Below are 13,927 nucleotides of genomic sequence, written 5' to 3'. Positions count from 1 at the left end.
AAATTTTTTTAAAGGAGGCCCAATGTTGGCCTCCTTTTTTGTTGTCGTATTCTATGCAAAATTTTGAAATTGGCCTTTGGTGTGGTTTTTACAGTTAAATTAGCCATCTACCGTTTTATTAGTGTAAATGGTCGAGAAATACCTTCAACTTTCGCTTTAAATAATAGTATTGTATGAAATTACTTATAACCAAACCTTAATCAAATGAAGAATTCCTACAATATTTTATTGTTTTTGTTTTTTCAAGTGCTTTTTATTTCATCTCTCTTTTCTCAACAATGTGATGATCATCTTATAAATGATAATACTCAACTAACCTTACAACATGGTGTCTTGGAAGCTGGTGGAGATAATGTATTGGGAACATCTTTGTATACCAATAATAGTGACTGTGCCGTAGAAATAATTAATCAAGATAATGGCCAACCTTGGGCACGATATCATATTGAGTTACGGTTAGCGGATTTGGGTCTTGTTGCAGGTGACGAACTTTATATTGGTATAGATGGTAGAAATAATACAGGTGCAGGAAGAATTGAAGTAAACCTAGATGATAGGGCAAATAGTGCAATCTTTGCTCATAACTTTACCAATACATGGTCTAGAGCAGAAAGTACATTTGTTATTCCAGATGTAGAAACAATAGACATCTGGCTATTCAGTAATTATACAAGAAATACACCGGGTACTGTTTTTTATGATAATTTGTTGATTGAAAGAGTAGAAACTTTTAGACCGTTTATTACAACTTGGAAAACGGACAATTCTGGGGTTTCTGCTAATAACCAGATTACTATTCCAACTTTTCCCGGGGAAAACTATGATTATACTGTTGATTGGGGAGATGGTACAAGATCTACCAATGTTGCTGGCGACATAACACATACCTATCAAAATGCAGGGACGTATAGTGTAGCTATATATGGTGATTTTCCTAGAATATACTTTAATGGCATTCTAGACGTTTCCAAGGATTTTAATAAGCTTTTATCTGTAGATCAATGGGGAGATATACAATGGTCTTCCATGTCAAGTGCTTTTGATGGTTGTAGAAATATGAGCATGCTTTCAGAAGACGTTCCTAACTTGACTTCAGTTACCCATTTGAATAATATGTTTGTGTCTTGTACGTCTCTCGTGGACAACCCAAGCTGGAATAATTGGGATACGGGTAATATTTTGAACATGAATGGTATGTTCTTTTTTTCCAATTTTAACTCCAATATAAGTAATTGGGATGTGTCTAATGTAGCGTCTATGGACGCTATGTTTAATTTATCCTCATTTAACCAGGATATAGGAAATTGGAATGTTAAAAGTTTAACAACAATGAACGAAATGTTCAAGGATACACCTTTTAACCAAAACATATCTACCTGGGACATGCAAAATGTTGAAAGGATGAAAGATGTCTTCAGAAATGGGTCATTTGATCAAGATATTTCTGATTGGAATATTGCAAAGCTTAAAGATGCAAGTGGAATGTTTGATAATTCTTCCTTTTCCACGGCCAATTATGACTTACTATTGTCAGTTTGGTCATTACGTTCAGATTTGCAGCCAAATGTACTTTTAGGTGCGGTAAATATCAATTATTGTATAGGGGGAGATGCGCGACAACGATTAATTGACACGTATAATTGGAATATAACTGATGCAGGTGAAAAGTGCCCAATAGACTTTACAAATGCGTTTGTAACAACTTGGAAAACTGATAACGAAGGTATATCAGAAATTAATCAAATAACCATACCTACAAACCAATATCAAACATATAATTACTCTGTAGACTGGGGTGATGACAGTATTTCAGAAAATGTTACAGGAACAATAACACATACTTACGAAGAACCAGGTGTTTATACTGTTTCTATTGTTGGCCAATTTCCTCATTTGTATTTTAATAATGATTTTAATACGGGTTTAAATAATATAAGTGATAGCAAAAAAATAGTATTGGTCAATAAATGGGGAAATATAAAATGGCGTTCAATGGAAAGAACTTTTGCCGGTTGTACTAATTTAGACGTTATCGCTACGGATATTCCAGATTTAAGCGCTGTTTATAGTATGGAGAGTATGTTTTCTAATGCGAGTTCTTTAATTTATAATTCAACAATAAATAATTGGGATACTTCTAATATCAATAATATGCACCAGCTTTTCAATATCGCTGAAAGCTTTAATCAGCCTATTGGTAATTGGAATGTTAGTAATGTAACTAATATGGCCCGAATGTTTCAAGGAACTCCATTTAATCAAAATATAGGGTCATGGGATGTTGGAAACGTTACCAATATGGAATCTATGTTTAGTAATGCCGCTAATTTTAATCAAAATATCGGTTCGTGGAATACAAGTCGGGTTACATATATGTCCGGTATGTTTAGTGAAGCCAAAAAATTTAATCAGGATATAGGATTGTGGAATACAGAATCTGCAACTAGTATGTTCGGAATGTTTACATATGCAGAACAGTTTAATCAATTTATTGGTAATTGGAATCTTGAAAATGTAACGGATATTGGGCAGATATTTTATAAAGCTAAATCTTTTAATCAAGATTTAAGTAAATGGAATGTTTCTAAGGTAACCAATTTGTCGACAGCTTTTTATTTAGCAACTGCATTCAATCAAGATTTAAGTATGTGGAATATTTCAAATGTCGAATTTATGTATAACACGTTTGATTATTCGGGTTTATCTACTGAGAATTATGACGCTGCTTTAATAGGTTGGAGCCAACTACCTGAACTCAAGAATGACGTAAATTTAGGAGCATATCAAATAAGTTTTTGTGCCGGGGAAGAAGCACGTCAATTTCTGATTGATACGTATAGTTGGTCCTTTAATGATAAAGGCCTTGCCCGTAATTGCGGTTTAGAAGAGCAGATACCATTTATTACAACTTGGAAAACAGATAACCCTGGTATTAGTAATGATAATCAAATAACCATACCTACGTATACATCACAACAATGGGAAGAAGCAATAGTTTATGATTATACTATAAATTGGGGTGATGGTTCTAGTGATACAAGTGTAAATGGTGATATTACCCATACGTATGCAACGCCCGGTATTTATACTGTTTCTATCACAGGTGATTTTCCTAGAATTTATTTTGGTGGTTGGGGTATTGAAAAGGATAGTCAGAAGATATTGACTGTAGAACAATGGGGTAATTATGGTTGGTCATCAATGGAAGGTGCATTTTTTAATTGTGTAAATCTTGATGTTAATGCTGGAGATATCCCAAATTTAACGTGGGTTGAGAATATTTCACAAATGTTCTACGGTTGTAGTTCTCTTGTCGGCAATGAATCATTTAATCAATGGGAAACTAATTATGTTAGAGATATGTATGGTGTTTTCTTTAATGCCTTAAAATTTAACCAGCCCATCGGTTCTTGGGACGTAAGTGCTGTGAGAACATTCTTTGATATGTTTAATGGAGCATCGCAATTTAATCAACCACTAGATTCTTGGGATTTAAAAAGTGCTTATGGTATTAGTGGTATGTTCAGAAATACCAATTACAATCAGGATATATCAAACTGGAATGTATCTAATGTAAATTATATGAGTGAGTTATTTAAAAATAACACAAAATTTAATCAAGATATTTCTGCATGGGATGTGAGTAAGGTAAATGATATGTATGGTATGTTTCAAGGTGCTACAGATTTCAATCAAAATATTGGCAATTGGGATGTAAGCAGTGTAACTACTATGTCCTATTTATTTAATAATGCTAATAGTTTTAATCAAAATCTTGGGCAGTGGAATATAAGCAGTGTTTCAGATATGTTTGCTATGTTCGATTATTCCAATATTTCAACAGAAAGCTATGATGCTACTTTATTAGGATGGGATCAATTACAAACTTTAAGGAAAGATGTAATTTTTGGTGCAGTAGATAAACAATTTTGCCAATCGGCCCAAGCGCGAGCCAATATTAAAGCCATTTATGGATGGTCATTTAATGATTCTGGTAAAAGTCTAAATTGTGATGTAAGTGAAGAAAGACCTTTTATAACTACTTGGTCGGTCAACTCAGTGAACAATCCTGAGAATGAGGTAACCATTCCAATTCATAGCGAAGAAAAATATGGCTATCCATTAACTTATAATTATACGGTAAACTGGGGTGATGGTACTATTGAAACCAACATTACAGATACTATAACTCATAGTTATGCTGCTCCAGGGGAATACCAAATTAAAATTTCTGGAACATTTCCAAGAATAGATTTTTCTAACACGGATAATGGTGAAATGTTACTAGAGGTAACTCAATGGGGTGATATTGAATGGGTGAACATGCAATCTGCATTTGCAAATTGTATCAATTTAGATATTCTTGCTAAAGATGTTCCAAAATTGTCCAATGTTAGTGATGCAAGTAATATGTTTTTAAATTGCGAGTCACTTGTTGGAAATTCGAAGTTTAATGAATGGAATGTTTCTACATTACAGACAGTAGAAGGAATGTTTGAAGGGACCATTTCTTTTAACCAAATTTTAAAGGATTGGGATACTTCTTCTGTTACTGATATGTCAGCTATGTTTAAGAATAGTGGTTTTAGTAATAGTTTAGGAAGTTGGGATATTGGTCAAGTAACTACAATGGATCAAATGTTTGCAGAGTCTCAATTAACCACAGTAAATTATGACAACACCTTAGTAGGTTGGAGTAGGTTACAAAATTTACAGCCTAATATAGACTTTGATGCAGGACTAAGCTCATTTTGTTTAGGCGAAGAAGCTAGGCAAATAATTTTAGAATCATATAACTGGACAATTTTGGACAATGGAAAAAATTGTCCTGAACGTAATGAATTTGTAACGACGTGGAAAACCGATAATTTAGGGAAATCTAATGATAATCAAATAAGATTACCAATTTGGAGCGGTCCATATACAGTGGATTGGGGAGATGGTACTAGTGAAAGTAATTTATATGGGGACCAGACCCATACCTATGAAAAGCCCGGAACATATACTGTTTCTATTTTAGGTGATATTTATGCGCTTCAATTTAATAGTTACCCCGGTAATGAATCTAATAGTGATTCTAATAAATTAGTAGAAATTAATCAATGGGGTGAAATTCAGTGGGGAAGTTTAGACCAAGCATTTTCAGGATGTACAAATTTGGATATAATAGCAATAGACGCCCCAATATTAAGTAATATAACTTCATTAAGAAATTCGTTTGCTTACTGTACGTCATTAATAGGTAACGATTCTTTTAATGATTGGAATGTTAGTAGTATAAATGATTTAATACAAACGTTTTATGCATGTGAAAATTTTAATGCGGACATTTCTAACTGGGATGTAAGTAATGTAACTTCAGTGATGAATTTATTTTCAAATAACCTGCAGTTTAACCAAGACCTTTCAAATTGGGATGTTTCAAATGTTACTGATATGGGTTCGATGTTTAGTGGAACGCAAAATTTCAACCAACCTATAGGTAATTGGGATGTTTCAAGTGTAACCAATATGTCTGCTATGTTCCAAGGTTCAAATTTTAACCAAGATATTTCAAGTTGGAATGTGTCTCATGTAGAGAATATGAATTTCATGTTTGGTAGCGCTACTGCGTTTAATCAAGATATTTCTAGTTGGGACGTTTCAAATGTTACGGAAATGGTCTTTATGTTCAATTATACCTCATTTGATCAAGATTTGAGTTCTTGGAATGTATCTAATGTATCCGATATGGCTAATATGTTTAATGGTTCTGATCTTTCCATTGAAAATTATGATAAAACATTAATAGGTTGGAGTAAGCTACCTAATTTACAACCAGATGTTAAGTTAGGTGCAACACAAAACTATTGTATGTCTAAAAATGAAAGACAAGAGCTTATAGATTTAAATGGTTGGATAATCAGTGACGCAGGGGAAAATTGTCCCTTAGATTTCAGCAATGCGTTTGTAACTACATGGAAAACAGATAACCCTGGAGTTTCTGCAAATAATCAAATAACCATACCAACTTCTGGTATAGGCGGTTATAACTATAGTGTGGATTGGGGAGATGGTATAATAGAATCTGGGTTTACTGGTGATGCCACGCATACTTATTCAAATGCTGGTACGTATACAGTTTCTATCATTGGAGATTTTCCAAGTATTGTTTTTAACGGTGCAGGAGATAAGGACAAATTAGAATACATAACTCAATGGGGAGATAATACGTGGTCTAGCATGGCAGAGGCCTTTAAAGGTTGTACCAATTTAGATGTAACAGCAACTGACATTCCAGATGTAAGCAATGTTACTTCTTTCGGTGAGATGTTTAGTGGGTGCAGCAGTCTAATAGGAAACGAATCTTTTAATTCATGGAACGTATCCAACGCGAGAACAATGTTGGGTATGTTTTACGGGACAACAAAATTTAATCAGCCTTTAGGTAATTGGGATGTCTCCAACGTTTTGGAAATGATTGGTATGTTTAGGGAGAGTGGTTTTAATCAAGATATTTCTGATTGGAACGTGTCTAAGGTAGAACGAATGAATTCTATGTTTAAAGAAGCAGCTGATTTTAATCAATCACTGGGAGAATGGTCATTGAATAGTATAACAAACATGGATGGTATGCTAGATGATTCTGGCCTGTCCATTGAAAATTATGATGCAACCTTAATAGGGTGGAAAAATGGGCCAACAATACAAGGGATAACCCTAGGGGCCGCAAATATTTCTTTTTGCACGTCAGCTATGGAAAGACAAGAACTTATAGATAGTAATGGTTGGATAATTAATGACGCAGGGGAAGATTGCCCCATCATAGCTTGTGCAAACTATTTGGAGAACGAAGATACTACACTTGTTTTACCTCAAGGAACAACTGCACTAGGGGTAGATAATGTTACAGGTGTTACTTTTGACACCAATAATAGTACATGTGCTATACAGGTAAATAATGTAGATAATGGTCAGCCGTGGGGTACGTATCGTATTGCGATCAATTTATCTGAATATGGTATAGAGGTGGGTGATCAGTTACTTATTGGTGTTGACGGTAAAAGTGATACTGGTACGGCAAGGGTAGAAATTAATCCCAATAACTCTCCAAACGCTCCATTGGGTTCCATGACATTTGGTATGGATTGGACTAGATATGAAACTACGTTTAGTGTACCCGAAAATATTACGAGTATAGACCTTTGGTTTTTCAGTAATTACGCGCAATCTAGTGCAGGTAGTGCCCTTTATGATAATCTTACGGTAATTAATCTAAGTGATAACAATGATAATTTGCTGCCAATAGCCAATGCGGGAAATGATATAGAAAAGGAAGATGATGATAGGGATGGGAGTGAGACAATTATGTTGGATGGTTCCAATAGTGTTGATCTAGATGGAGAAATCGTTGAATATACTTGGTCAGTAGAAGATACTACAATTGCTAATGGTGAAAACCCAATGGTTACATTTAATATTGGTGACTTTGAAGTAGTATTGACAGTTACGGATAATTTAGGTGCCACTGCTACGGATACGGTTTTTGTAAGTATCTTGGAAACTATAGATACAACATGTTCCAATAATCTTTTTAATGAACATACGGCTATTGTACTACCTTCTGGAACTACTGCCTTGGGTGTAAATAATGTGGTAGGGACTTCAACTGACACAAATGGAAGTTCATGTGCACTAATAGTAGGAAATACGGATAATGGTCAACCATGGGGAACATACAGGATTAAAATTCAATTGGATGATTATGATATAGTTGCTGGTGACGAGTTGTTCATTGGTGTAGACGGTAAAAGCGTAACAGGTACGGCAAGATTGGAAATAAATCCAGATAATAGGGCAAACTCGGCATTGGGGGCTAATACGTTTGGTTCCGCTTGGTCTAGATTTGAGACCTCATTTATAGTGCCGCAAGAAATAGAGAGCATAGACCTTTGGTTCTTTAGTAACTATGCACAACAGAATGCAGGTGAATCGTTATATGATAATCTAGAGGTCATTAATCTTAGTGCTGGAGGTTCTGGTAAAAGTTTTACCGGAACAAAATCAGAAAATAGTTTGGAAATATATCCAAACCCGGCATCGACAGAGACTATGTTGAGTTTTAAAGAACCTACCACTGTAGGCACTATCCAAATATTTGATGTCACCGGTAGACTGATCAGAACGGTTAAAGGAGGACTTATTGATCAACAGGGTACACCTGTAAATGTTTTGGAAATACCTACGGGTACATATTTTGTAAAAACAACTGATACATCAGGAGTAGAATTTCAGCAACAAATGTTGATTCAGCGGCAATAAAAACCCAAAAATTATTTAAAAAAGGAGACCAATTTGGTCTCCTTTTTTATTACATGATGAAAATGGAAATAAAAGTCTTTAAGCCTTACAATCTTTGAAATAGACTTTGTAAGAATTTATAAGGTTTTTTGGTTGTGTAGTGTTATTAATCGATTATTTAGGACTCTTAACGATTTTATATACTGCATTTTGTAGTCCAAAAATTAATAGTATTAATTTTCTTACACCAATAAATGTACAACCAACATATATAATCATGATCAACCAAACTAAAGTATTTTGTAGTATGATATTTGCCGTCTTTTTAGTGGCAAATAGTTACGGCCAACAATGTAACCCTAATTTACCAAATGAAGATGCATCTATAGTATTACCTTCTGGCACAGTGGCCTTAGGGGTAGATAATGTAGCAGGCACGGCAACCGACACCAACGCTAGCTCTTGTGCTTTGGTAGTCGAGAATACGGATACAGGGCAACCATGGGGTAGTTACCGCATAGCCATAGATTTAGCCAACTATGGTATTATAGCGGGAGATGAACTTTTTATCGCTGTTGACGGTAAGAGTCTTACTGGCCAGGCACGTTTGGAAATCACCCCTAACAATACACCCAATAATTCTTTGGGAGCTCGTAGTTTTGGTAGTAGCTGGGAACATTATGAAACAACTTTTAGTGTGCCTTCAAACCTTACTACTATAAACCTTTGGTTCTTTAGTAATTATGCACAGCAAAACGCAGGTAATGCAGTGTATGACAATCTAGTGGTACGTAAGGCAAATGACGAGGTGTTGGATTTCAGTAATGCGTTTGTTATCACATGGAAAACAGATAACCCTGGCGTTTCTGCAAATAATCAAATAACCATACCAACTTCTGATATAGGCGGTTATAATTATAGTGTGGACTGGGGAGATGGTACCATTGAATCTGGGTTTACTGGTGATGCCACGCATACGTATTCTAATATTGGTACCTACACTGTTTCCATCATTGGTGAATTTCCAAACATTTATTTTAATGGGGCAGGAGATAAGGATAAAATTCTTACAGTAGAAAAATGGGGTAAAATTGTATGGCAAGATTTTAGTAATGTATTTAAAGGCTGTACAAATCTTGATGTTATTGCTACCGATATTCCCAATACGGCTAATGTATTTACTTATACCGCTATGTTTCAAGATTGTAAATCATTGATAGGAAACTATTCTTTCAATAATTGGGATGTAGGTAATTCTCTTGGAATGGCATACATGTTTGCAGGGGCCGAGTTATTCAATCAAGAAATAAGCAATTGGCATTTGGGGACAACCATGCATATGGACAGTATGTTCGAAGGTGCCTCTTCGTTTAATCAACCTCTTAGTTTTGAAGGTATGGCTAGAACACCAACTATGGTAAATATGTTGAAAGGAGCAACGTCTTTTGATCAAGACCTAAGTCAAATGCCACGGTACGGTAGTGATATGACAGGGATGTTGGTAAATAGCGGCATGTCTAACGAAAATTACGACAAGACCTTGATTGGTTGGGCCTCTAATCCCAGAGAAAGCGGTGTAGTCTTAGATGCACCGCAGAATCAATATTGTATCAGTGAAGAGGCTCGTCAAACATTGATTGATGATTTTGGTTGGACAATCAATGATGCAGGTAAAGGCTGTGTAACTACTTGCCCTAATGATCTACCCAATGAAGATGCATCTATAATTTTACCTTCTGGCACAAGAGCCTTAGGGGTAGATAATGTAGCAGGTACTGCAATCGGTACATATGGTAGCTCTTGTGCTTTGGTAGTCGAGAATGCGGATACAGGGCAACCATGGGGTAGTTACCGCATAGCCATAGATTTAGCCAGCTATGGTATAGTAGCGGGAGACGAACTTTTTATCGCTGTTGAAGGTAAGAGTCTTACCGGCCAGGCACGCTTGGAAATCACCCCTAACAATACACCCAATAATTCTTTGGGAGCTCATAGTTTTGGTAGTAGCTGGGAACATTATGAAACAACTTTTAGCGTGCCTTCTAACCTTTCTACCATAGACCTTTGGTTCTTTAGCAACTATGCACAGCAAAACGCAGGTAATGCGATGTATGACAATTTAGTGGTGCGTAAAGTAAATGATGAGGTTCTGGATTTCAGCAATGCATTTGTAACTACATGGAAAACAGATAACCCAGGCGTTTCTGCAAATAATCAAATTACAATACCAACAATTACTGGTGGTGAATTTAATGGATTAGGATGGAGTCCTGATAGTTTTAATTATGCTGTAGATTGGGGCGATGGTAGTACTGAATCTGGCTTTACGGGTGATGCAACGCATACATATGCCGTGCCCGGCACCTATACTGTATCCATAATAGGAGATTTTCCACATATTTATTTTAATGGATCAGGGGATAAGGATAAAATACTCAGTATAGAACAATGGGGTGATATAAGATGGATAAGTATGGTTTCAGCTTTTGAAGGGTGTTCTAATTTAGATGTTGTTGCACTTGATGTACCATCGCCTGCACAAGATTATAGAGCTATGTTCAAAGACTGTAAATCATTAGTTGGTAATTCTAAGTTCAATGATTGGGATATGGGTTTTGCTTTTGGTGTTGCCTATATGTTTGCAGGGGCTGAACTATTTAATCAAGATATTAGTAATTGGTCATTTGGAACATTATTTAATATGGACGGTATGTTTGAGGGGGCAACATCTTTTAATCAACCTGTTAGTTGGGGTTATTCAGAAAGAACTCCAACAATGATTAATATGTTCAAAGATGCAACGTCTTTTGATCAAGACCTAAGTTTAATGCCTCGCTATGGAAGTGATATGACAGGGATGTTGGTAAATAGCGGTATGTCTAACGAAAATTACGACAAGACCTTGATTGGTTGGGGTTCTAGCCCCAAAGAAAGCAATGTAGTCTTTGATGCACCGCAGAATCAATATTGTCTCAGTGAAGAGGCTCGTCATACCTTAATTCAAGAATATGGTTGGATAATTAATGATGGGGGAAGTGCCTGTCCAAATAGCGCATGTCCTACAACTAAAGTAGAACTTAATACCCAACAGCAAGTAGATGACTTTGCTAGTACATTTGATATTGCAAATTGCCATTTTGAGGGTGGTATCTATATCAGTGGAACGGTCACCAATTTGGACGGTTTGTACGGACTTACCGAACTATGGGGTGATTTAAGAATTCTTAGCAGTTCAGTGGTTAATGTTGATGGACTTTCTTCCCTTACCAAAGTAGAAGGTGATCTAGTTATTTATAATAACGATCAGCTTGAAAATTTGGACGGATTAAACTCACTTACCGAAGTACTTGGAGAATTTTATCTCAGACATAATTACCAACTAAATAATATTGGTGGACTTTCATCATTATTTAATGTGGGAGTGCTATTGGATATTAGCCATAATGATTCACTTGAGAATTTGGACGGACTGGACAATCTAATCTATGTGTGGAGTGATTTGACGATCAGTAATAATGAAGCCCTAACTGATATACAGGGTCTTGCTTCCGTTAGGCGAATTGGGGATTTATACATTACTAGCAACGAAGTATTGTCTAATTGTGCTATAGACGCAATATGTAATCCTGGTATTGTTAGAGGGTATACTATTATTGGCGGTAACGCCGGCAACTGTTCTAATATGGAAATAGCAGAAGCATCTTGTTCATCCAGTGCTTGCCCTAATGATTTACCAAATGAAGACGCTTCTATAGTTTTACCTTCTGGCACAGTGGCCTTAGGGGTAGATAATGTTGCGGGTACTGCAGTTGATACCAATGGCAGTGGTTGTGCTTTAGAAGTTAGTAATGTTGACAGTGGTCAACCATGGGGAACTTACAGAATAGCAATACAGTTATCGGATTATGGTATCAACGAAGGAGACCAATTATTTATTAGTGTTGATGGAAAGAGCGTTACAGGTACGGCAAGGGTAGAGATTAATCCAAACAATACTCCTAATAATTCTTTAGGTTCAAGAACTTTTACGAATGTTTGGAGCACCTATGAAACCACATTTGCGGTACCAGTAGGTTTAACTACTATTGATCTTTGGTTCTTTAGTAACTATGCACAACAAAATGCAGGTAAAGCTTTATATGATAACTTAGAGGTCATAAACCTTAGTAGTGGAAGTTCAGGTAAAAGTTTTACCGAAACAAAATCAGAAAATAATTTAGAAATATATCCAAACCCTGCAACTATAGAGACGACCTTTAATTTTACAAAACCAACAACAGTAGGTACCATTCAAATATTTGACGTTACCGGTAGATTGGTAAGAACAATTAAAGGTGGCGAAATAGATACAGATGGTACTCCGGTAAATGTGCAAGAAATGCCCGTAGGCACCTATTTTGTCAAAACTAGGGATATCTCAGGAGGAGAATTTCAACAACAGATGTTAATTCAACGGCAATAGAAATTTAGCATTTAGAAAGTAAAAAGGAGACCAATTTGGTCTCCTTTTTTATTGTAAATTTTCTATAAAATTTATTCCTGCATAGAATGGTACACATTCTGTACATCATCATCCTCTTCCAACTTTTCTAAAAGTTTCTCCACATCAGCAGCTTCTTCCTCAGACAACGCTTTTGTTACTTGGGGTATTCTTTCAAAACCAGATGATAATATTTCTATTTCTCGGTTTTCCAATTCTTTTTGCAAGGCACCAAAGCTTTCAAATGGGCCATAAATTAAAATTCCGTCATCATCTACAAAGACTTCTTCGGCACCAAAATCTATCAGTTCCAGTTCTAGCTCTTCTGGGTCAATACCTTCTGCAGGAATTCTAAAGTTACACGTATGGTCAAACATAAATTCTACGGATCCAGAAGTACCTAAATTGCCGTTACATTTATTAAAATAACTTCTAACATTTGCCACAGTTCTTGTGTTGTTATCGGTGGCGGTTTCTACCAACACTGCTATACCGTGTGGTGCATAGCCTTCAAACAAGACTTCTTTGTAATCCCCTAAACTTTTGTCACTGGCCCTTTTTATGGCACGCTCAACATTGTCCTTGGGCATATTAACGGACTTGGCATTTTGTATAACCGCCCTTAGCCGAGCATTGGAATCTGGATCGGGTCCGCCTTCCTTTACGGCCATTACAATATCCTTGCCTATTCGTGTAAAGGCTTTGGACATTGCGGACCATCTTTTCATTTTACGTGCTTTTCTAAATTCAAAAGCTCTTCCCATGATAAATTATTTTAATAACAAATGTACAAAAACAGCCGATGTTCAAAAATTGGAAACTCAATTGTTAGTACAAATAATGGTTTACATTTTAATTAATGATTTATTAATCGCTCTCAATGATATCCTCAATAGTTCGTGCAAGGGCAAAATCCTTTTCGGTAACCCCGTTGGCGTCATGCGTACTTAACCTAATATTCAAAGTTTTGTATACATTGCTCCAATCTGGGTGGTGGTTTTGAGCTTCACATTCAAAAGCAATATGGGTCATTACTGAAAACGCTTCTTTAAAATCCTTGAATTCAAAAGTAGTTTCTATGGCACCATCTATATATTCCCAACCATCTAATTGACCTAGATAATCGGCAATTTGTTCATCTGTAAATTTTTCTATTTCTTTCATATG

General features: G+C 35.9%; 4 protein-coding genes. 2 read left to right on the top strand and 2 right to left on the bottom strand.

The window, feature by feature from the left end; all coding sequences use genetic code 11:
• Nucleotides 1-204 precede the first annotated feature (204 nt).
• Both ABVM52_RS01830 and ABVM52_RS01825 read left to right on the top strand, forming a co-directional pair.
• The gene (locus ABVM52_RS01830) at nucleotides 205-8,301 is read left to right on the top strand and encodes a BspA family leucine-rich repeat surface protein (RefSeq protein ID WP_405383143.1); all 8,097 of its coding nucleotides are present in this window, start codon (nucleotides 205-207) and stop codon (nucleotides 8,299-8,301) included.
• Nucleotides 8,302-8,557: 256 nt separating this feature from the next.
• Entirely contained in the window at nucleotides 8,558-12,742 is a 4,185-nt protein-coding gene (locus ABVM52_RS01825; protein WP_405383141.1) for a BspA family leucine-rich repeat surface protein, read from the top strand.
• 71 nt (nucleotides 12,743-12,813) lie between these two features.
• On the opposite strand, the gene ABVM52_RS01820 is transcribed toward ABVM52_RS01825, so the two are convergent.
• Both ABVM52_RS01820 and ABVM52_RS01815 read right to left on the bottom strand, forming a co-directional pair.
• Nucleotides 12,814-13,524 (bottom strand): YebC/PmpR family DNA-binding transcriptional regulator, encoded by a 711-nt coding sequence (locus ABVM52_RS01820; RefSeq protein WP_405383139.1) that lies wholly within the window; start codon nucleotides 13,522-13,524, stop codon nucleotides 12,814-12,816.
• 103 nt (nucleotides 13,525-13,627) lie between these two features.
• Nucleotides 13,628-13,924: a 4a-hydroxytetrahydrobiopterin dehydratase gene (locus tag ABVM52_RS01815; protein WP_405383137.1), complete on the bottom strand. Its 297-nt coding sequence runs from the start codon at nucleotides 13,922-13,924 to the stop codon at nucleotides 13,628-13,630.
• Nucleotides 13,925-13,927: the final 3 nt, after the last annotated feature.

Origin of the sequence: Maribacter sp. LLG6340-A2, from assembly GCF_045057105.1 — a bacterium.
Taxonomy (GTDB): domain Bacteria; phylum Bacteroidota; class Bacteroidia; order Flavobacteriales; family Flavobacteriaceae; genus Maribacter.
Note: the sequence above shows the minus strand (reverse complement) of the source record. Positions and strands in the feature narration are given on the sequence as shown.

Coding starts and splice junctions, on each gene's coding strand:
- ABVM52_RS01825 (WP_405383141.1), top strand. CDS start 8,558: ATGATCAACCAAACTAAAGTATTTTGTAGTATGATATTTGCCGTCTTT.
- ABVM52_RS01820 (WP_405383139.1), bottom strand. CDS start 13,524: ATGGGAAGAGCTTTTGAATTTAGAAAAGCACGTAAAATGAAAAGATGG.
- ABVM52_RS01815 (WP_405383137.1), bottom strand. CDS start 13,924: ATGAAAGAAATAGAAAAATTTACAGATGAACAAATTGCCGATTATCTA.
- ABVM52_RS01830 (WP_405383143.1), top strand. CDS start 205: ATGAAGAATTCCTACAATATTTTATTGTTTTTGTTTTTTCAAGTGCTT.